We start from the raw sequence: 21,095 nt of genomic DNA, 5'->3' as shown, positions 1-21,095 counted from the left end.
TTGCCCCTTTCGATTTTAAGGAATAAGTACTACTTTCCCGCAATTCCCCTTTATCATTAAGTCAAAGCCTTCTTCAAACTTTTCAAGTGGAAGTGTGTGAGTAATGATTGCTTCAGGGTGCATGCTTCCTGACTGTAAAAGACCTGAGACTTGTTGCCATGTTTCATACATTTTTCTTCCTGTGATCCCTTGTACGGTAACTCCTTTAAACACAACATCGTTTGTTAGATCGATCTCAACAGGTTTAACAGGCAGACTTAAAATAGAAACGCGACCGCCGTTTGTGATCATTTTAAACCCTTGGTCAATCGCAACAGGATGACCGCTCATCTCACAAACAACATCCACACCATTACCATCTGTTAGTTCCATTACTCTTTCAACAGGGTCGATCGATTTTGGATTGATCACTTCTGTCGCACCTATCTTTTTAGCAAGATCTAGACGATAATCATTCAGATCGATAGCGATCACCTGGCTTGCACCTGCCGCTTTAGCAACGTTAACCGCCATGACACCGATCGGTCCGCATCCGATGACAGCCACTGTTTTCCCAGCAACATCACCAGCTAAAACAGTATGAACAGCATTTCCCATCGGCTCTTGAATCGATCCATGTTCAAATGGCATCTTAGGATCGTTTTTCCAGATGTTCTCAGATGGCATTGCTACATACTCTGCAAAACACCCGTGCGTATCGACACCGATGATCTTCGTGTTCTTACAGATGTGAAACTGTCCTTTTAAACATTGTGGACAAGAATGACAGACTATATGTGTTTCAGCTGATACATGATCTCCAACAGATACATTAGTAACAGCGCTTCCAACTTTTTCAACAACCCCTGAAAACTCATGTCCAAATACATATGGCGTTTTCACACGACTCTGTGACCACTCATCCCATGTGTAAATATGGACATCTGTTCCACAGATTGAAGTCGCTTTAACTTTGATTAATACTTCACTCTCGTTGATTTCAGGAATATCTACTGTTTCTAATCTAGCTCCATAACCCGCATGATGCTTAACAATTGCTTTCATTTTTCCTTGCACAGAAACACCCCTCACTAAAACCTTAAATATCATATCCATAATAATTGTACATGGATTGAACAACAAGGTAAAGAGCAGTGTCCATTTCACGTGGACAATCGCAGATACCAAAAAAAATTGCGGAAATTTTTTTATTTAGAAAAAAACCCTCTCCTAATTTTAGGAGAAGGGCTCGGTCTTACATGAATTCTGACATCAATTGATTGAACTTTTCCTCAGGTAAATTCAAGTCTACCTTCGCAAGTGCTTTCTTACTGTATCCATGAGCCAGATCTTGGTATGAAGGCTTTACCTTGTCTTGATAGATGATCCCTTTTACAAGACCTTTGTTTTCCATCAATGTCTGCATAGCCATCATACGGTTTGAAGAATCATAGTCTTCGATCGTGCCTAAGGATACGAGATGCTCTTTAAACCAATCATATGTGTTTACTTTATTGTAAGTAACACATGGAGAGAATACATTGATCAACGAGAACCCTTTATGATTGATCCCAGCTTCGATAATCGAAGTTAACTCTTTTAAGTCTGTTGAGAAACTTTGAGCCACAAACGTAGCACCAGCCGTTAAAGCAAGTTCCATAACGCCAATCGCTGACTCTACAGATCCTTCTGGCGTACTCTTTGTTTTAAATCCAACATCAGATCGAGGTGATGTTTGTCCTTTTGTTAAACCATAAATCTGGTTGTCCATAACAATATAGGTAATATCGATGTTTCTTCTGATCGCATGTACGGTATGACCCATTCCGATCGCGAACCCATCTCCGTCTCCACCTGAAGCAATAACTGTCAGATCACGGTTTGCCATCTTAACACCTTGTGCGATTGGCAATGAGCGGCCGTGAATACCATGAAAACCATAAGACTTAATATACCCTGAAATACGTCCTGAACAGCCGATTCCTGATACTACAGCTAGATTATCTGGTTCTAAACCTACATTTGCAGCTGCTCTTTGAATAGCCGCCTGTACAGAAAAATCTCCACATCCTGGACACCAGTTCGGTTTGATGCTGTTACGAAAATCTTTAAATGTAGCCATATTAAACCAGCTCCTTGCATTTCATGACAACTTCTGATGGCAAGAAAGGATTCCCATCATATTTTAACAAGTTTTTAATCTTCTCATGCTGTCCAACATTCATCTTTAAAATGTTCGCCAGCTGTCCTGTCGCATTGTTCTCGACTACAATTACGTTCTTTGCTTTGTCGATCATTGATCTCATCTCATCGGCAGGGAACGGATGAATCAAACGAATATGAGCATGATTGACTTTTAATCCATCTGCTTCTAAACGAGGGATCGCTTCTTCAATAACTCCTCTTGTTGAATTGAACCCGACTAAAAGGATATCTGCTTCTTCATGAGGGGCCTGCTTAACAACCGGAACGTTAAAACGCAGATTTTGAAGTTTACGTAAACGTTTATCCATCTGCTTTTGACGGTTAGCTGCTACTTCAGAAGGCTTTCCTGTCTCATCATGCTCAACACCTGTTACATGGTGGATACCATTCTTCATACCTGGTATTACACGAGGAGAAATACCGTCTTCTGTTACTTCATAGCGCTTAAAGTACCCATCTTTATCATCCGTATCAGGTAGCTCTTCTTTCGGATCAAGCTTACCGCGACGAATCTCTACGCGGCTATAATCTAACGGTTCTACCGATTGCTTCCCTAGAGAAAGTTGAAGATCTGTCAGTAAGATAACAGGAATCTGATATTCTTCTGCAATATTTAACGCCTCAACAGCATCATAGAAGGCTTCTTCAACCGTACTTGGTGCCATAACCACTTTTGGAATCTCACCATGAGTACCATAGATCATCGCCATCAAATCAGATTGTTCTTGTTTTGTAGGCAGTCCTGTTGATGGACCTCCACGCTGTGTATCTACGACAACTAAAGGAACTTCTGTCATTCCAGATAGACCTAACGCTTCCATCATTAATGATAGACCTGGTCCTGCTGATGATGTAATCGTACGAACACCTGCATAGTTCGCTCCGATCGCCATCGTACAAGCGGCAATCTCATCTTCTGTTTGAATGACAGTCCCGCCAAACTCAGGCAGTTTTTTAATTAGGTATTCCATGATCTCAGATGCCGGTGTGATCGGATAAGCGGACATGAACCGTACGCCTCCTGCAACGAATCCTAGAGCAATCGCATCGTTTCCGATCATGAACATTCGCTTCTTGCCATCCGCTTTATTTAATTGAAAACCATCGATCTGGCCACCAGATAATTCATTGAAACGATCAGCGCCTTTTTGAATAGCTTCCATATTCTTTTCTACTACTTTTGCTCCTTTACGAGCAAAAATCTCTTCTACAACTTCTAAATAGCTTTCTACAGGAAGACCTAAAACAGCGCTCGTCGCTCCGATCGCTACCATGTTTTTCATTAGAGATGTGCCAAGTTCACTTGCAATCTCTGTAAATGGTACAGCATATAATCTAACATTAAGGTCCTCAGGAACAGTAGGATTGAATTTTGAATCTCCAATCACAACTCCTCCATCGCGAAGCTCATGTACATTCACATCAATTGTTTCTTGATCGAATGCTATTAAAATATCAAGATCATCAGAGATCGAACGGGTTTCACTCGTGCTTACACGAATTTTATTGTTGGTATGACCGCCTTTAATTCTGGAAGAAAAGTGTCGATAGCTATACAGATAGTAGCCTTGGCGGTTGAGTGCCATCGCAAAAATTTCACCTGTACTATCAATTCCTTCACCTTGCTGTCCGCCAACTTTCCAAGAAAGTTGATCAATCATGTACTCCACCCTTTCAGTAACCCAAACGTTAATTTTTTCAATCAATAGTTTGATTTAGTATGGTTTCATGTTGTGTTGAACGCGCATTATCACGTTTACTTAAATTATGTACTAAACGTCTACAATTCTAGACTTAACTTCATAAAAATGCAAGTATTCGCCTAGTATAATTCAAACTATTACAAAAAAAGTAAATAAATGAAAACGCTTTAATTAAGATGCTTCTCTATATAAATTCTAGATTTGTTTCCGCATTTCCTTCTACGATTCTCGGCATCCCTTACAAAATGAAAATAAGTCTACAAAACTAAAAACCTGCTTGCTCTATCGAACGAGCAAGCAGGTTTCACTTTAATTAGCGCGGTTCAACAATTAATTTAATGGCCGTTCTTTCTTCCCCATCGATTAAGATATCTGTAAATGCTGGAATACAAATGAGGTCAACTCCGCTCGGTGCTACGAACCCTCGTGCGATAGCTACTGCTTTAACAGCTTGGTTTAATGCACCTGCTCCGATTGCCTGAATTTCAGCGCCTCCACGTTCCCGGAGAACACCAGCAAGTGCACCAGCTACAGAGTTGGGGTTGGATTTTGCTGAAACTTTTAATATTTCCATTGTTTTGAACCTCCTTCAGGATAGATACCTGTTCTACTATATTCATTGATTAAGGCTTGTATTCCTGCCGAAACAAAATTGTGCTTACTCTCTCTATTTTGTTGTTTTGTTAAAGCAGCTGCCCTATGAATAAACCCCGGTATTCTAGTACCCTTAACAAACTTCTTTCAAACCATAATGTGGTTTTTTCGGAAAAAAACTGCGATTCACTGTATACGTATACAGCTTTCTATGTGAGCGATCTTCGGTTTACTCCTGCTCAAATTCCACACCTTCTACTAGTTACGAAATTTCTTCATATAAAAAAGCGATGGGATTGATCTCCCACCGCTTTGTTTGTTTATTTTGCGTATTCAACTGCTCGAGTCTCACGAATGACTGTAACTTTAATGTGTCCTGGATAATCCAGTTCACTTTCAATCTTTTTCGTAATATCACGTGCTAGTCGGTATGATGCTACATCATCGATCAGATCCGGTTTAACCATGATACGTATCTCACGGCCTGCTTGTATCGCAAAAGATTTTTCAACACCATCAAATGATTCTGAAATTTCTTCTAACTTTTCAAGTCTGCGTATATACGTTTCAAGTGTTTCACGGCGTGCTCCTGGTCTTGCTGCAGAAAGTGCATCTGCTGCTGCAACTAGAGTAGCTATGATCGAAGTTGCTTCAGTGTCTCCGTGATGAGACGCAATGCTGTTGATGACTACTGGGTGTTCCTTGTACTTCGTAGCAAGTTCCACACCAATGTCAACGTGACTGCCTTCAACTTCATGATCAATCGCCTTACCAATGTCATGAAGCAAACCAGCTCGTCTTGCAAGATGAACGTCTTCTCCTACTTCAGCTGCCATTAATCCAGCTAAGTAAGCCACTTCAGTTGAATGTTTTAGTACGTTTTGACCGTAACTTGTACGATACTTCAAACGTCCAAGAATTTTAATCAAATCAGGATGAAGTCCGTGAACACCAACTTCGAACGTTGTCTGCTCTCCTACTTCGCGGATATACTCATCCACTTCTCGACGTGATTTTTCAACCATCTCTTCAATTCGTGCAGGGTGAATTCTTCCATCCTGTACAAGCTTGTCCAAAGCCATCCGTGCAATTTCACGGCGGATCGGATCAAATCCAGACAGAATAACGGCTTCTGGAGTATCATCAATAATCAAGTCAATTCCAGTTAACGTTTCTAACGTCCTGATGTTTCGCCCTTCACGTCCAATAATTCTTCCCTTCATTTCATCGTTAGGAAGGTTTACTACAGAAACTGTAGTTTCTGCTACGTGATCGGCTGCACAGCGTTGGATAGCTAGGGAAAGAATTTCTTTTGCTTTCTTGTCCGCTTCTTCTTTTGCACGGTTTTCCATCTCTTTTACCATCATCGCCAACTCATGTGTCATCTCGTTCTCAGTTTCCGTCATGATAATTTGGCGGGCTTCATCCCTGGTAATGCTGGAAATGCGCTCAAGCTCTCGCTGTTGTTCTTTCAGCAATTCCTCCACTTTGCTTTCAATCTCTTCAATTTGTCGCTGTTTTTTGGTGAGAGACTCCTCACGTCGCTCTAAAGATTCCTCTTTTTTGTCAAGAGTTTCACTTTTTCTGTCTAGGATCTCTTCTTTTTGAACCAATCGATGTTCTTGTTTTTGAAGCTCGTTTCGACGTTCGCGAATTTCGCGTTCAGCTTCGGTACGTAGCTTATGGATTTCATCTTTTGCTTCTAACAGCGCTTCTTTCTTGCTGGCGTCAGCATCGCGCTTTGCATCTTCAACAATTTGCGCAGCTGCTCGTTCTGCGCTTGAAATCTTCGCTTCAGCAATTGATTTCCTAACAAGATATCCGACAATAGCACCGACACCTAGTGAGACAAGCAAACTGGAGATGAATACTGCTAAACTTGGCATATTCCCACCTCCTCTTGCTTTCTGCTTTTCATACTGCATTTTTGGCGTCAATCGTCTTACATGTGCTGTGCACCATTCATGTCGTACAAATTCTATACATATCTTTTAATTTCATAAGAAATCAAAATATATCTTCATTTTATAGGTGTGCCAAAGGCTTGTCAAGAGAGTCAATCTTCTATAATAATTGGTTGACTTAAAAATAGCAAGGAGCATATTTTGCCTGCAATAATAGCGAATATTGCTTTGGTTATATTGTTACACTCGAAAAGGAGTTCACCTCCATCTCCAACTTTTGCTCTTCACTTGGCTATGAAAATATATCGTTTTAAGCAACCATTCTTTTAAAAATGATCCGGTTATAGAAAAAAGACCGGTCGCACTTGACCAGTCTTCACTCTTTACTATTCTGTTAACTCAAACTCTTCTTCTGCTGAAGGAGCTTCTACTTCAGCTGTTGCTTTGCCTTCTAGCTGATAATAGTTGCGGATCTCTGCAACGATTGCTGATGCAATCTCAGGATTTTCTTTAAGGAATTGCTTAGAGTTCTCACGTCCTTGACCTAAACGTTCGCCTTCGTAAGAATACCAAGCACCACTCTTTTGAACGATATCAATGTCCGAACCGATATCGAGAATCTCACCTTGATATGAAATTCCTTCTCCGTACATAATATCCACTTCAGCCGTTCTAAACGGAGGAGCAACTTTATTTTTTACAACTTTAATCTTTGTTTTATTACCAACAACATCCTGACCTTGTTTCAACTGTTCAGCACGACGTACTTCTAAACGAACGGATGAGTAGAATTTAAGCGCTCTTCCCCCTGGTGTCGTTTCAGGGTTTCCGAACATAACGCCAACTTTTTCACGAATTTGGTTGATAAATACTGCGATGGTTTTCGATTTATTAATGGCACCCGAAAGTTTACGAAGTGCTTGGGACATAAGACGAGCTTGAAGACCAACATGAGAATCTCCCATTTCCCCTTCAATCTCAGCTTTAGGAACAAGGGCAGCAACGGAGTCAATAATTAAAATATCTACTGCTCCACTTCTTACAAGAGCTTCAGCGATCTCTAGTGCTTGTTCACCTGTATCCGGCTGAGACAACAAGAGCTCATCGATATTCACGCCTAGCTTTTGTGCATATTCAGGATCAAGCGCATGCTCTGCATCAATAAATGCAGCTTGTCCACCATTACGTTGAACTTCTGCGATGGCATGAAGGGCAACAGTTGTTTTACCTGATGATTCAGGACCGTAAACTTCGATAATTCTTCCGCGAGGATATCCACCGATTCCAAGTGCGATGTCCAAAGTGATCGATCCACTGGATACTGTTGAAATTCGCTGTTCGGTTTGTTCACCCAATTTCATAATAGAACCTTTACCGAACTGCTTTTCAATTTGGCGTAGAGCCATATCTAAAGCTGCTTTTCTATCGCTCATTCAATTCACTCCTCAAATTCATTTTACATGTATTTTTGTTTCATTAATTCTGTTACTTGCTACTTCTCTATCATATCTCTTTTTTGTTCATTTGCCAATCATTTTACGAACATTTATTCGATTTTTTTATTGTCCTTCTTTGACCAATTGATTTAAATAGCGAAATCCATGCTTTACTGCTCTTTCTCGAATCCCTTTTCTTGATCCTGCAAGTTTTATTGAATAAGAATAGGTTTGATTCCCAATTGAAATTCCGATGAACACTGTTCCTGCAGGCTTGTCTTCTTGTGCATCAGGACCCGCAACACCAGTAAAGCTGATGCCGATGTCAGTCTTTGATTGCTTTCTAATCTCCTCTGCCATCCACTCTGCACATTCTGAGCTAACAACACCATGATCTGTGATCAAGTTAAGAGGTACCTTAAGCATCGATTGTTTTAATGCGTTTGAATAAACAACGACTCCTCCCTGATAAACAGCAGAAGCACCAGGAAAATCAGTGATGATCTTGCTGAATAGTCCTCCAGTCAAGCTCTCTGCCGAAGCGATCGTCAGCTGATTATTTAGAAGAAGGTCGAAAGTTTGACTCTCTAGCGTTTCATCGTTATATCCATAAAAATAGGAACCTGTACGACTTAATACTTCTTGTTCTACTTCATCTAGCAGTCTCTTCGCCTCAGTTTCTGAAGGGTGAGCTGCAGTTAGCCGAATCGTAACTTCATGTTCAGATGCTAACGGCGCAATAGTAGGATTGCTTTGTTTTTCAATCAAATCTTGAAGCTTCGTTTCTAAGACCGATTCTCCAATACCAAAAAACTTTAATACCCGCGAATGAAACTTAGTCTGTACATCCATCTTAGAATAAAGATAAGGAATAACATAGTTGTTAAACATCGGTCTCATCTCACTAGGTGGTCCAGGTAGGAGTATACACGTGTTGTTACCGTGAGTAAACGCCATTCCCGGCGCCATACCGTTATCGTTTGGCAAGACGACAGATCCTTCTATTATGAGGGCTTGCTTCTTATTGTTAGGTGTCATCTCTCGATTGGTTTGAACAAAATAATTGGTTATATACTCTAACGCAGCTTCGTCATGAACCAATTCCTTCTGAAACAGTTTTGCGATTGTTTCTTTAGTAAGATCGTCTTTTGTTGGTCCTAGACCTCCAGTAAAGATGATCAGATCGGATCTTGTCCTAGCTGTTTGAATGACAGATGAGAGACGGTTTTGATTATCACCCGCTACTGAGTGATAAAAGACGTTCACTCCGATGTCAGCCAGTCCTTTTGAAATAAATTGAGCATTCGTGTTTGCGATCTGTCCTAATAAAAGTTCACTGCCAACTGCTATGATTTCTGCGTTCAACTCATACACGCTCCCTGATTGTATTCTCTGATATCACATCATTCAACTTTAACTATTCTAAGATTCTCTATCTTTTCTTCATGTTTTCTGCAATTTCTACTACGGCTAATAAAAAAACAGGAGTTATCTGCTCCTGTTTTTTCTTCATTCTGGATTACTTTGATTTTAATAGAATATGTTTGCTGTTCACGAAATACTCCCAGCCAGAATACAAGGTAATGAGTGTTGCTGCCCAAAGACTGATCGTTGCAAATGGTAATCCGATCCATGCAAATGGAAGATTATGAAGCAACAACGCGGAGATCGCAATAATTTGAATCCACATCTTCAGCTTGCCCATCTGTCCTGCTGCAATGACCTCGCCTTCTGCTGAAGCAACAGCACGGATGCCTGTAACAGCAAACTCTCGGCTAAGGATAACGATAACCATCCATGCAGGAGCAGCTCCAAGTTCAACTAATCCTACAAGTGCAGCCGAAACGAGTAGCTTGTCTGCTAATGGGTCCAAGAATTTCCCCAAATTCGTAACGAGATTATATTTTCGTGCATAATAGCCGTCAACCCAATCGGTGCTGGATGCAAAGATAAAGATCAGCGCAGCAACAAAATGAGTGACAGGCAATTCTTCACCAGCAATTTTCCAGACTCCCCAATCAAAATCGCCTAAAAGAACGATCATAAAGAGTGGAATTAAAAAAATTCTAGAAATGGTAATCTTATTAGGTAAGTTCAATGAAATTCCTCCAAAATACGGTCAAAATCAATTTTGTTATAACTATTGTTGAGCCTTACGAATCACGATTTTTTGATGGATCAGATCAGTAGCAGGGACAGGATATGTGAATGCTTCCCCATTGATCTTAATAGATGTTACATGAGACGCGCCAATATTTAGTGTTACCTCTTTTGCAGAAGATAGATCAAAAGTTTCTGTTTGACCCTTTTTCATCTGGTTATCGAAATAGCTTTTCTTCGTCTCATCTTGAATACCTACGTAACTAGGACCATTTGCGCTAAGCTCTACAACGAGTTTATCCGTATCTTTCAGATCATAAGTCGTTACTTTTCCGATCGTTTCAAGCTTTGTTAACGTTTGTTGTTTCACTTCTTCTTTTGGAGCTTCAGAATCTTTTTCTTCAGTAGAATCTTCTTTGTCTTTTTTTGTTTCTTCTTTTTTCTGTGGTTTGTTTTCATCTGCATCTAATAAAACACCTGGCGCATCATTCCCGCTCTTAGCTTGATCATTCCCATCAGGAAGAAGCTTCCAAACGACAAAGAGAACAACCACGATTAAGATTCCAATAAGTATGATTGGAATCAATCTCTTTAAAAGTGAATGGTCTTCTGATACTCCGGATCTCTCTCTTTTTGAACGGGGTTCGAACTCTGTTGTCGGTTCTTTTGCCGATTTTGGAATCTCATGAGAATATTCATCAAAGATGGTCTCATAATGCAAACCTACAGCTTCACAATAATTTTTAATAAACGCTCGAGCATAAAACGATCCAGGAAGTACTTCATACTTTCCTTCTTCAATCGCTACTAGATATCGTTTTTGTATCTTTGTCGCTGTTTGAAGTTCTTCGAGTGACATTCCTTTTTCTTCACGTTTTTCTTTTAATAACTTACCGAGTTCTGTCAACCTTCCCACCTACTTACGTCATTCTAAATTTCCGAATCCTGTTTGATCTTGTTTCAGAGCTTCATATGTAATTTCTTCATCACGATGACTTTTTAGCTCGATAATGTAGTCAAAATCATCAAGTGTATATTCCGTTTGCTGAACAAAAAGATCAGGATGTTCCACAACTTTCGCTGCAGGAAGCCTCATGATCTCTCGTATGAGCTGCCAATGCTTATCATTCATATTACGTGCTGAGACTGCACCATCAATAATAAAAACGTGGTCAGAATCGTATTCATCATCCGCTAGCATGCTCCTAACGGTCTGACGTAATAACGTCGATGAAATAAAGACCCAACGTTTATTCGCACAAACACTGGATGCAACGATACTCTCAGTTTTCCCCACACGCGGCATGCCTCTAACGCCGATTAATTTATGTCCTTCAACTTTATATAATTCAGCTAAAAAGTCAACTAATATACCAAGTTCATCTCTAATAAAACGAAACGTTTTCTTATCGTCAGCGTCGCGTTCAATATATCTGCCGTGTCTTACAGCGAGACGATCGCGAAGCTTCGGTTTTCGAAACTTGGTTACTGTAATGTTATCCATTGAATCTAAGATCGATTGAAGCCGGTTGATCTTTTCTTCGTTATCAATGATCAGAAGCATTCCACGTCGCTCGTTATCAACACCGTTAATCGTGACGATGTTAATTCCAAGCATACCTAATAAGGAAGATATATCCCCTAGGAGACCCGGCCGGTTTTTATGTATCTCATACTCTAAATACCATTCTTGCTCTCCCATAATTCATCTCCTTATTCTTTCAAAATGAAACAAAATTCTACATCTATTCTTGTTTCTAATAATAAATGATTTCAATTTATTATGAAAGCAAAATAAAAGGATGTTAAGAAAAAATTCTTAACATCCTTCACCATTTAGCGGCTACCGTCGTTTTGAACTAGCTTTACCATCATGTTAGCGATGGCGTGTCTTTCGTTTTCATCAGCCACTTTCCAAAGATCGGCAAGAACTTTTTCTTCCTCGTTTTTTGGTTCAACGTGGTTCGCTAAGTATCCACCGATCTCCGTTGCTAAGTTCGAGATCGTATCGTGGTTCATACCTTCGTGTTCCGCGTGATTTAAACGCTCTGCCAAGAAATCTTTCCATTGACCAAAGTTGTCTAATACAGACATGCTGTCTCCTCCTTCAAGGTTGATACAGCATTAATATCTCTTAGTTTCACTCTTTTTATACATGTTTTTTTAAGTAAACCACGATCCGTTTATAGAAAGGATGTGACCGGAGATATAGTCTGCTTTTTCGCTCATTAAAAATTCAACAGCATGAGCAACTTCACGTGGTTCTCCAAAACGTCCTGCAGGTATGTCCTCAGTTAACATACGCTTCTCCTCGTCTGAAAACTGATCCATCATTGGCGTCGAGATGACCCCAGGAGAAACACCATTCACTTGAATGTGACTAGGAGCTAATTCTTTTGACAGTGCTTTAACAAACGTATTCAACCCTCCTTTTGCAGCAGAGTATACAGTTTCACACGCAGCACCTACTTCTCCCCAAACAGAAGAGATCATGACGATCTTTCCTGATTTTTTCTGAATCATGTTAGGAACAATGGCTTTTGTTAGTGAGATCGCACTTAAAAGGTGCAACTGCATCGTCTCTGTTATGGATTGTTCAGTAAAATCAGTGAGTAGACCAAATTGAGCAGAACCACAATTAAAAACGAACACATCGATGGGCTCTTGAATTTGATTCAACAATTCTTTTGGTCCCTCTGCTTTAGACAGGTCAGCAGACACGATAAAGACAGGTACTCCGTATTTATCCTTTAATTCTTTCTGCAGCTTTTCTGCTGCACTTAGATTGGTGTTGTAGTGAAGGTATAATCCACAACCATTTGATGCCAACATATGGCTGATCTCGCTCCCGATTGCTCCGGATGCTCCTGTGACAAGCGCATTTTTCAATATTAATCCCTCATTGCTCTAAAAAAACACCCTACCTCAGCAGGATGTTTTTTTTTCATTTATTATGACTTCTTTTTTTGAACTTGGCAAACGGTCATCGCTTCTTTTTTAAAGTGATTCTGTAAGACTTCTTCAACATCGGGAACTGTAAGTGATTCGAAAACCGGAATCACATCAAAAAGGTCCATTTCATTGAACGCATAGCGAGTGAACTGATTTGCAATAAACTCCGGTGAGTTCAATGATCTTAAAAAAGCACCGATCTTCTTTTTACGAGCACGATTAAATGAACCTTCATCGATCGACTGTTGTTTAAAGGCTTCAACCATCCCAGAGATTCTTTCAACGAATCCATCTGGAGAACGAGTATCTCCTCCGAGCATGCTGAATCCAAATCCATTTTCTTCTGTGTAATCAAAAGAGAACGTCTGGTCGATCAACCCTTCTTCATACAATGTTTCATAATTCGGCGAGCTTTTCCCGAACATCATTTCTAGAAGAAGGTTGACACTTAGTTCATGTTTCATCAACTCTTTTCCTTGGCGATTAGGAGTAGCTTCTTTATAACCCATATAGCATTTCGGCGTCTGCACCGTCATCTCGATGACTTTCTTTGATTTTGCGACCGTTTGTGGCTCCTCATCAAAAAATCTTTCGATGTGTTCTTTTTCCTTAAACGATTTTTGTGATTGATTGTCTTTAACGAAATTTAAAATTTCTTTAGCATCTATTGGCCCTACGATAAAAAGAATCATGTTGCTAGGGTGATAAAACGTCTCATAACATTCATAAAGATCATCTTTTGTAATCTTAGCGATGGATTTTTCTGTTCCAGCGATATCGATCTTGACCGGATGATGGTGATACATATTTTCAATCAGGCCAAAATAAACGCGCCAATCCGGGTTATCATCGTACATTCTGATCTCTTGACCGATGATTCCTTTTTCTTTCTCGACCGTCTTTTCTGTAAAATATGGTTCTTGTACGAAGTCGATCAAAGTGGTTAAGTTCTTCTTCACATCACCGGTTGTCGAAAACAGATAAGCGGTTCTGTTAAATGTCGTGAACGCGTTGGCAGAAGCACCTTGTTTACTAAAATCTTGAAAAACATCTCCATGCTCTTTTTCAAAAAGTTTGTGCTCCAGAAAATGTGCGATTCCATCAGGAACTTTGACATTTTCATCTTTACCTAATGGTTTAAAGTGATTATCCACAGATCCATAATGAGTCGTAAACGTAGCGTATGTCTTGTTAAATCCTTTCTTTTCAAGAACATATACCTTTAACCCGTTCGGCAGTTCTTCATAGTGCAGGGTTTCATCTAATTGATCAAACGTTTTCATTCCCATTCGTGCCAGCTCCCTTCAAGAAGAAAATCGTATCAAGTGTTACTTTTTTTGCTACTGCAACCACATCGTCTTTTGTTACTTTCTTTATTCCTTCCAGCCACTCTTCGATGGAGCGATCTGTCCCTGCAACAACATTATGATATAGTACTTCCGATAGACCGATCGGATGGTCGATCGTCTCTAACACTTGGTTGTTAATCATCGCTTTCGTCTGTTCAAATTCAGAGTCCGTGATGTTACCCTTTTTCATTTCTTCATGTTGTTCTTTAATAATTTTTACAGCTTTTTCGTAATTGGCAGTCTCAATTCCGCTCATTACAAAAACAGCTCCTTTATGGCTCTCGAACCGAGAAGCTGCATAATAAGCCAAACTTTCTTTTTCACGAACGTTCATGAACAACTTGGAATGAGAAAAGCCTCCGAAAATACCGTTAAACACTTGTAGAGCGAAATAATCATCATCTGCATAAGTGGTATACGTGCGATAACCCATGTGCAGCTTTCCTTGTTGTACATCCTGTTCTTCAAAGATTTCTTTAACTTCAGAGATTCTTTTTTCATCTCTAGCATTCACAGCTTTAGTCTCATCTTCTTTTCTATCTTTCGAAAAACGAAAATGCTTACTAACCTTATCAACCATCTCATCTGTTGAAATATCACCGATCACATAAAGATCGATTTTATCGTTTCTAATCACTTCTTGATAATAATCATACAGCTCTTTTGATGTTATCGAATCCACTTCATCACCGTTTCCATACACATTTAACCGGTATGGCTCTGTGTCATACATCTCTTCTAACAGTCGTTTGTTTGCATAACGCATCTTGTCATCATAGATCGATTCGATCTGTTGTTTCAGACTGCGTTTTTCTTTTTTTACAATTCCCTCTTTAAACACGTCACCTTCTAAAGGTGGCGCTAGAAGAACTTGAGATAATAGATGGAAGGCTTTATCTAGAACAGGTTCTGAATTGGATAAAAATTTCTCGTTCGCTACCTCCATCCGAATACTGATCACTTGATTCTCACCTTTTTTAGAAAGATCAGCATTCAATGTAGCTCCATAAAGATCATCCAAAGCACTTCTCAACTCTTTTGAAGAAGGAAAATCCTTCGTTCCGCTCTGTAAAACATAAGCAAGCAGAGCTCGCTTTGTTACATTCTTTTCGTTGATCGGTTCTTTTACCTGAAGTATGAACGATGTGGTCTTATACTTTTTTGTTTCGATCGTATGTACAGTCATGCCGTGGAGATTGGTTTTTTTATGATTAACAATTCCCATTGAATAAGTACCCCTTTCATTATGTCTACATCCTAGTTTACCCATTTTCGATACCTGACATGACATTCCTCCTTGTAAAACAAAAAAAGTCCACCGAATGGCGGACTTTTTTGTTACCTTTTTCCTTTTTCGTAAGGTGTACCAAGAGCTTTCGGCGCATCCGCACGTCCTACAAGTCCAGCTAAAGCTAATATCGTAAGAACGTATGGTGCGATCAGCAGAAATACTTTTGGAATATCTTGAAGACCTGGAATCTGTGCGCCAGAGATACTGATCGCTTGTGCTAGTCCAAAGAATAAAGCAGCTCCTAAAGCTCCAAGTGGATGCCATTTACCAAAGATCATGGCAGCTAGAGCCATGAAGCCTTGTCCTGTGATCGTAGAGTGCGTGAAGTTACCTGAGATAGAAGCTACATAAACAGCTCCACCTAGACCAGCTAGAGCACCACTCAACAGAACTCCGACATAACGCATCTTTTTAACATTGATTCCCATCGTATCTGCAGCCATCGGGTGTTCACCTACTGAACGAAGGCGAAGACCAAATGGGGTTTTGTAAAGAACATACCACACGATTAGGGCTACAAATACTGCTAGATAAGAAGTCAGATACGCATTTGAGAAAAATAGTTTACCGATTATCGGAATATCTGATAAGAACGGAATGTCACTTTTTGAGATACGTTCTGAAATAACAGGTGTTTGTCCTGCATTAAAGATTTTTTTCGTTAAGAAGATCGCGAGTCCAGCCGCCAAGAAGTTGATTGCAACTCCACTAACAACTTGGTCCGCTTTTAACGAGATACTTGCAACGGCATGAATAGATGCAAATAGTGCTCCTACGATCATAGCTACAACAAAACTGACCCATGGTGCTGCACCATCTAATCCGAACTGTTCTCCGTAATAGATCGTTACGGCTCCTGTAAAAGCACCAAAAAGCATGAGACCTTCTAATCCGATATTTACAACTCCAGACCGTTCACTAAAAACGCCACCTAGAGCGGTAAAGATTAAAGGAGCAGCAGACACGATTGCAGCAGGTATGATTAGTGCTAGAATATCCATAAAACTCATCAGATCTTACCTCCTCTGTTCACACGGTTCATCAACCAATGAACAAGATAGCTGCACGCTACAAAGAAGATGATTAGAGCAATTACAACACCTACAAGTTCAGTTGGAACACCTGCAATAGCTTGCATGTTCAGGGCACCAATCTTTAGTCCGCCGAATAGTGCAGCACCTAAAATAACACCGATCGCACTGTTCGCACCTAAAAGTGCAACGGCGATCCCATCAAATCCTACACCGGTAAATCCGGCATTGATCGTCATGTATTGATACGTACCTAATCCTTCCATACTTCCTGCAATCCCTGCGAATGCTCCTGAGATCGCCATGGATAGAACGATGTTTTTCGAAACGTTGATTCCAGCGTACTGAGATGCATGCTGATTGAAACCTACAGCACGTAGTTCATAACCTAATGTTGTTCTCCATAATAAGAACCACATGATTACTGCTGCAACGATCGCTACAATGATTCCAAAATGCAATGTCGAAAATTCAGTAATACTTTGTAAAAACGGTGAAGCAAGAGAAGCAGATTCTTTTACGTTCTCCGTTCGCTCACCCGGAGCAAGCATAAAATTACGGATGATTTCATTTGTGCTATAAAGTGCGATATAGTTCATCATAATCGTTGTAATAACTTCATGAACTTTAAAGCGCGCTTTTAAAATACCAGGAACAGATCCCCATAATGCACCGGCAACACCTGCAGCAAGTACAGCGAGTGGAATATGAATGATCGCCGGGGCATCAACAAAAATCCCTACATAAACAGCAGCTAACCAACCGACTAAAAGCTGTCCTTCTACTCCGATATTAAATAATCCGGTTCTAAACGCAAATGCAACAGCAAGTCCTGACAAGATAAGAGGTGACATCTGCCTAATTGTTTCACCTATATAATATGATCCACCAAAAATACCTTGAAAAAGCGCTACATAAGCTTCAATCGGCTTATATCCGCTGATCAGCATGATGATGCCACCAATCAATAGACCTAGAAATACAGAAATAAGAGGCACTATAAATTTTATTTTCTTTGTATTATTCTGCATGAACGGTACCTCTCTTTCCTCCAGCCATCAGTAGACCCAATTCTTGTTCTGTTGTTTCTTTCGGATTTACGATCGCAACGATCTTTCCTTCATACATCACTGCGATTCGGTCACTCACGTTGATGATCTCTTCCAACTCAAAAGAAACAAGCAGAACCGCTTTTCCATTATCCCTTTGTTCGATCAGCTTGGAATGAATGAATTCAATCGCCCCAACATCAAGACCGCGAGTTGGCTGAGCGGCGATCAAAAAGTCCGGATCACGGTCAACTTCTCTAGCGATGATCGCTTTTTGCTGATTCCCACCGGATAGTGCACGTGCTGGCGTATAAGCATCAGGTGTACGAACATCGTATTCTTCGATCAATTTTTTCGCTTTATCAAAAATCGGTTTAAAGTTTAAAATTCCAGACTTAGAATATGGCTTTTGATAATACGTTTGGAGTACCATGTTCTCTCCTACTGAAAAGTCCAATACAAGCCCATGTTTATGCCTATCTTGCGGAATATGACTCAGACCGTTCTCTGTAACATTTCGAGGAGACTTATTCGTAATCTCTTTATCACGCAGATGTATAGATCCTTCGTGAACTTTATGAAGACCTGTGATTGCTTCTAATAGTTCAGATTGTCCGTTTCCGTCAACGCCTGCGATTCCAACAATCTCCCCAGCATGAACAGTTAAGTTCAGACCGTTAACCGCAGGCACCTTTCTGCTATCCTGAACGACAAGATCTTTAATCTTCAATACAGCCTCTTTAGGAACAGCATCATTTTTTTCAACTTTAAAGTTTACTTCACGACCAACCATCATCGCTGCCAAAGAATCAGGGTTAGAATCGCTAACGTCTACCGTACCAACGCCTCTCCCTCTTCTTATAACCGTACAGCGGTCACAAACTTCCATGATCTCTTTTAATTTATGAGTGATAAGGATGATAGACTTGCCTTCATTAACAAGCTTTTTCATGATCTGAATAAGTTCTACGATTTCTTGAGGAGTTAAAACGGCTGTCGGCTCATCAAAAATGAGAATATCCGCTCCTCTATAAAGCGTTTTCAAAATTTCTACACGTTGCTGCATACCAACTGAAATATCTTCAATCTTTGCGTTAGGATCTACACGAAGTCCATATTGATCTGAAAGAGCTTGTACTTCTTTTGCAGCTGTTTGTAAATCTACTCTTCCGCCTTTAGTAGGTTCTTTTCCAAGAATGATATTTTCGGTAACAGTAAACTTATCAACGAGCATAAAGTGCTGATGAACCATCCCAATACCAAGCGAGTTGGCAATATTCGGATCATTGTTCACCACTTTATTTCCTTTTACGAAGATCTCCCCTTGTTCAGGTTCGTAAAGACCGAACAAAACATTCATTAACGTTGATTTTCCTGCACCATTCTCTCCTAGTAATGCATGGATCTCCCCTTTTTTTACTTGAAGCGTGATGTTATCATTCGCGACGATTCCAGGGAATTCTTTTCGGATGTTGCGCATATCGATTACATATTCCATATTCTTGCTCCCCCCTTATTGCATAAGGAAGGACTTGGCTTATGCCAAGTCCTGGCCAATTATTTAACTTGTTTCACTTGAATTATTTTAAGTTCTTCTTGAACTCTTCAAATTCAGCGTCTGTCTTAGGAACTTTCACTTCGCCAGCGATGATTTTCTTTTTGAAATCTTCTACAGATTGAAGTGATTTCTCTTCAACGTTCTCTTGAGTTGGAGCGATACCTACTCCATCTTCTTTAAGACCGAATTCTACGATTTTCCCACCTGGGAACTTACCGTTCATCGCTTGTTCAGAAACTTCGTAAACTGCTTGGTCTACACGTTTTACCATTGAAGTAAGTGTTACGTTCTCAGGCATACCTTCTTCGTGTTGGTCACGGTCAACTCCGATTACCCAAACATCTTCACCGTTTTTCTTACGGTTCTTCGCTTCAGTGAACACACCCATACCTGTTCCACCAGCAGCATGATAGATTACATCAGCACCTTGTTGATAGAACGTGTTCGCGATCTGTTGTCCTTTTTCAGCTTTGTTGAAGTCTTCTGCATATTGAACAAGAACTTCAGCTTTAGGGTTCGCTGTTAGAACTCCCGCTTTAAATCCATTTTCAAACTTCTTGATCAGTTCACTGTTAACACCACCAACGAATCCTACTTTGTTCGATTTAGATTGCATACCAGCAACTAGACCTACTAAGAACGAACCTTCATGTTCAGAGAAAGTAATATTCGCTACGTTATCACCTTTAACAACCATATCAACGATTGCAAGTTTTGCATCAGGCTGTTGTTTCGCTACTGTTTCTACATCAGTTCCCATCAAGAATCCGATTCCAAAAACTACATCGTATTTTTGACGAATAAGTGAGTTTAGGTTCGGCTTGTAATCACTTTGTGCAGTAGATTGCAAGTACTTGTATCCTTTGCTCTCTTCTAAACTATTATCTTTACCAAACTTTGTTAGACCTTCCCAAGCTGACTGGTTGAAAGACTTATCGTCTACACCGCCAGTGTCTGTTACCATCGCTACTTTAAAGTCTTTTTTCTCTCCTCCGTCAGAAGACTTCCCGTCATCAGAAGATCCACATCCGGCAAGAATCGTACCGGCAGTTAACATTGCAGTTACCATTAATCCTAATTTCTTTTTCAAGTCATTTTCCCCCTGTAAGTGTTTTCATTTTAATGACTAAAACCAATGCTGCAAAATAAAGTACCGATCACCCCCTAAAAAAGACTTTAACTATAAGCGCTTTCTTAAAACAGAGAACAAAAACTTATCAGATCTAAAATAGTTGCAAGAATAGAGTACAGGTTCATCAAATTGATCGTAATGCATTTGTTTTAAGATGAGGAGTGGAACGCGTTCATCGCTTTCCAATATTTCAGAAACTCTTTCGTGATATCCGATCGGTTCAATGTTTGTTACCGCATACATAACACGTCTACCCGTTTCTTTTTCCAACATCTCTAAGAATGATTCATAATCGTGCAATCCTTTTGCAGGGAAAAGGTGCGCTGGCATATGATCAATACAAAAAACGACTGGTTCACCATCTGCAGTACGGACACGCTCCATCATCATGAGTCCTTCAGGCAATGAATCGTTAAACTTGCTAAGTAGTTCTTCTGTAACGTCAGTCATCTGGGACTTTAGGAAAATAGTCCCAGCGCGTTTGCCGCCTCTTTCTATCATATCGGTCACACTGTAAAGTTCTTCAATGCCAGATGAGAACAAAGCACGAGTTCTTACAAAAGTACCCACACCATGTTTTCGAATGAGTACGTTTTCATCTTCTAAAATACGAAGCGCCTCACGCAGTGTAGCTCTTGAGATTCCAAGCTGTTTTGATAGTTCAAACTCAGAAGGAAGTTTTTCTCCTTCTTTATAAATACCTTCTTCAATATCTTTTTTTAACTTTTCAATCACTTTTATATATAACAAGCGATGGTCAGCCTTTATTGACATTCCAAAACCACCTTAACTAAGTTGTTCGACGTATGACA

The 21,095-nt window shown here is 40.0% G+C and carries 19 protein-coding genes; all 19 read right to left on the bottom strand.

Annotated elements, in window-relative coordinates; genetic code table 11:
• Positions 1–15: 15 nt before the first annotated feature.
• The 19 genes from tdh to IHV10_RS06145 all read right to left on the bottom strand — a co-directional run bounded on the left by tdh (position 16) and on the right by IHV10_RS06145 (position 21,057).
• Positions 16–1,056: an L-threonine 3-dehydrogenase gene (gene tdh, locus IHV10_RS06235; protein WP_370568645.1), complete on the bottom strand. Its 1,041-nt coding sequence runs from the start codon at positions 1,054–1,056 to the stop codon at positions 16–18.
• A 178-nt stretch (positions 1,057–1,234) separates the two neighbouring features.
• On the bottom strand, positions 1,235–2,101 hold the full coding sequence (locus tag IHV10_RS06230; RefSeq protein WP_197127780.1) for a 2-oxoacid:ferredoxin oxidoreductase subunit beta: 867 nt from the start codon (positions 2,099–2,101) through the stop codon (positions 1,235–1,237).
• A 1-nt stretch (position 2,102) separates the two neighbouring features.
• The gene (locus IHV10_RS06225; RefSeq protein WP_197127779.1) at positions 2,103–3,845 is read right to left on the bottom strand and encodes a 2-oxoacid:acceptor oxidoreductase subunit alpha; all 1,743 of its coding nucleotides are present in this window, start codon (positions 3,843–3,845) and stop codon (positions 2,103–2,105) included.
• Positions 3,846–4,200: 355 nt separating this feature from the next.
• Positions 4,201–4,461: a stage V sporulation protein SpoVS gene (gene spoVS / locus IHV10_RS06220; protein WP_010193268.1), complete on the bottom strand. Its 261-nt coding sequence runs from the start codon at positions 4,459–4,461 to the stop codon at positions 4,201–4,203.
• A gap of 340 nt (positions 4,462–4,801) precedes the next feature.
• A complete protein-coding gene (gene rny, locus IHV10_RS06215) occupies positions 4,802–6,367 on the bottom strand; it encodes a ribonuclease Y (protein ID WP_197127778.1) in 1,566 nt (521 codons plus the stop codon).
• A 404-nt stretch (positions 6,368–6,771) separates the two neighbouring features.
• The gene (gene recA / locus IHV10_RS06210) at positions 6,772–7,818 is read right to left on the bottom strand and encodes a recombinase RecA (RefSeq protein WP_197127777.1); all 1,047 of its coding nucleotides are present in this window, start codon (positions 7,816–7,818) and stop codon (positions 6,772–6,774) included.
• 126 nt (positions 7,819–7,944) lie between these two features.
• Complete coding sequence (locus IHV10_RS06205) at positions 7,945–9,186, bottom strand: competence/damage-inducible protein A (protein WP_197127776.1); 1,242 nt, start codon at positions 9,184–9,186, stop codon at positions 7,945–7,947.
• 154 nt (positions 9,187–9,340) lie between these two features.
• Positions 9,341–9,919, bottom strand: a complete 579-nt coding sequence (pgsA, locus tag IHV10_RS06200; RefSeq protein WP_066393829.1) for a CDP-diacylglycerol--glycerol-3-phosphate 3-phosphatidyltransferase — start codon at positions 9,917–9,919, stop codon at positions 9,341–9,343.
• 42 nt (positions 9,920–9,961) lie between these two features.
• Positions 9,962–10,828 (bottom strand): helix-turn-helix domain-containing protein, encoded by an 867-nt coding sequence (locus tag IHV10_RS06195; RefSeq protein WP_197127775.1) that lies wholly within the window; start codon positions 10,826–10,828, stop codon positions 9,962–9,964.
• An 18-nt stretch (positions 10,829–10,846) separates the two neighbouring features.
• The gene (locus IHV10_RS06190) at positions 10,847–11,623 is read right to left on the bottom strand and encodes a DUF3388 domain-containing protein (protein ID WP_066393823.1); all 777 of its coding nucleotides are present in this window, start codon (positions 11,621–11,623) and stop codon (positions 10,847–10,849) included.
• 134 nt (positions 11,624–11,757) lie between these two features.
• Complete coding sequence (locus tag IHV10_RS06185; RefSeq protein WP_066393818.1) at positions 11,758–12,015, bottom strand: DUF3243 domain-containing protein; 258 nt, start codon at positions 12,013–12,015, stop codon at positions 11,758–11,760.
• A gap of 69 nt (positions 12,016–12,084) precedes the next feature.
• Positions 12,085–12,813 carry an elongation factor P 5-aminopentanone reductase gene (gene ymfI, locus IHV10_RS06180; RefSeq protein ID WP_197128222.1) on the bottom strand — a complete coding sequence of 243 codons (729 nt, stop codon included), beginning with the start codon at positions 12,811–12,813 and terminating at the stop codon, positions 12,085–12,087.
• A 59-nt stretch (positions 12,814–12,872) separates the two neighbouring features.
• Complete coding sequence (gene yfmH / locus IHV10_RS06175) at positions 12,873–14,162, bottom strand: EF-P 5-aminopentanol modification-associated protein YfmH (RefSeq protein WP_197127774.1); 1,290 nt, start codon at positions 14,160–14,162, stop codon at positions 12,873–12,875.
• Complete coding sequence (yfmF, locus tag IHV10_RS06170; RefSeq protein WP_197127773.1) at positions 14,143–15,447, bottom strand: EF-P 5-aminopentanol modification-associated protein YfmF; 1,305 nt, start codon at positions 15,445–15,447, stop codon at positions 14,143–14,145. Before yfmF ends, yfmH begins: the two co-directional genes overlap by 20 nt.
• 113 nt (positions 15,448–15,560) lie before the next feature.
• The gene (locus IHV10_RS06165) at positions 15,561–16,523 is read right to left on the bottom strand and encodes an ABC transporter permease (RefSeq protein ID WP_197127772.1); all 963 of its coding nucleotides are present in this window, start codon (positions 16,521–16,523) and stop codon (positions 15,561–15,563) included.
• The gene (locus IHV10_RS06160; protein ID WP_197127771.1) at positions 16,523–17,575 is read right to left on the bottom strand and encodes an ABC transporter permease; all 1,053 of its coding nucleotides are present in this window, start codon (positions 17,573–17,575) and stop codon (positions 16,523–16,525) included. Before IHV10_RS06160 ends, IHV10_RS06165 begins: the two co-directional genes overlap by 1 nt.
• Positions 17,565–19,091 carry an ABC transporter ATP-binding protein gene (locus tag IHV10_RS06155; protein WP_197127770.1) on the bottom strand — a complete coding sequence of 509 codons (1,527 nt, stop codon included), beginning with the start codon at positions 19,089–19,091 and terminating at the stop codon, positions 17,565–17,567. The genes IHV10_RS06160 and IHV10_RS06155 overlap by 11 nt, the downstream gene beginning before the upstream one ends.
• Before the next feature lie 82 nt (positions 19,092–19,173).
• Positions 19,174–20,241: a BMP family lipoprotein gene (locus tag IHV10_RS06150; protein ID WP_305069412.1), complete on the bottom strand. Its 1,068-nt coding sequence runs from the start codon at positions 20,239–20,241 to the stop codon at positions 19,174–19,176.
• 90 nt (positions 20,242–20,331) lie between these two features.
• Entirely contained in the window at positions 20,332–21,057 is a 726-nt protein-coding gene (locus tag IHV10_RS06145) for a GntR family transcriptional regulator (RefSeq protein WP_197127769.1), read from the bottom strand.
• Positions 21,058–21,095 lie beyond the last annotated feature (38 nt).

Source organism: Fictibacillus sp. 5RED26, from assembly GCF_015903895.1.
Lineage (GTDB): Bacteria > Bacillota > Bacilli > Bacillales > Fictibacillaceae > Fictibacillus > Fictibacillus phosphorivorans.
This window is presented reverse-complemented; position numbering and strand designations above follow the sequence as displayed.

Bases quoted from the DNA above. Each gene is read 5' to 3' on its own strand.
- IHV10_RS06230 (WP_197127780.1), bottom strand. From the start codon at position 2,101: ATGGCTACATTTAAAGATTTTCGTAACAGCATCAAACCGAACTGGTGT.
- IHV10_RS06225 (WP_197127779.1), bottom strand. From the start codon at position 3,845: ATGATTGATCAACTTTCTTGGAAAGTTGGCGGACAGCAAGGTGAAGGA.
- spoVS (WP_010193268.1), bottom strand. From the start codon at position 4,461: ATGGAAATATTAAAAGTTTCAGCAAAATCCAACCCCAACTCTGTAGCT.
- rny (WP_197127778.1), bottom strand. From the start codon at position 6,367: ATGCCAAGTTTAGCAGTATTCATCTCCAGTTTGCTTGTCTCACTAGGT.
- recA (WP_197127777.1), bottom strand. From the start codon at position 7,818: ATGAGCGATAGAAAAGCAGCTTTAGATATGGCTCTACGCCAAATTGAA.
- IHV10_RS06190 (WP_066393823.1), bottom strand. From the start codon at position 11,623: ATGGGAGAGCAAGAATGGTATTTAGAGTATGAGATACATAAAAACCGG.
- IHV10_RS06185 (WP_066393818.1), bottom strand. From the start codon at position 12,015: ATGTCTGTATTAGACAACTTTGGTCAATGGAAAGATTTCTTGGCAGAG.
- yfmH (WP_197127774.1), bottom strand. From the start codon at position 14,162: ATGGGAATGAAAACGTTTGATCAATTAGATGAAACCCTGCACTATGAA.
- yfmF (WP_197127773.1), bottom strand. From the start codon at position 15,447: ATGGGAATTGTTAATCATAAAAAAACCAATCTCCACGGCATGACTGTA.
- IHV10_RS06165 (WP_197127772.1), bottom strand. From the start codon at position 16,523: ATGAGTTTTATGGATATTCTAGCACTAATCATACCTGCTGCAATCGTG.
- IHV10_RS06160 (WP_197127771.1), bottom strand. From the start codon at position 17,575: ATGCAGAATAATACAAAGAAAATAAAATTTATAGTGCCTCTTATTTCT.
- IHV10_RS06155 (WP_197127770.1), bottom strand. From the start codon at position 19,091: ATGGAATATGTAATCGATATGCGCAACATCCGAAAAGAATTCCCTGGA.
- IHV10_RS06145 (WP_197127769.1), bottom strand. From the start codon at position 21,057: ATGTCAATAAAGGCTGACCATCGCTTGTTATATATAAAAGTGATTGAA.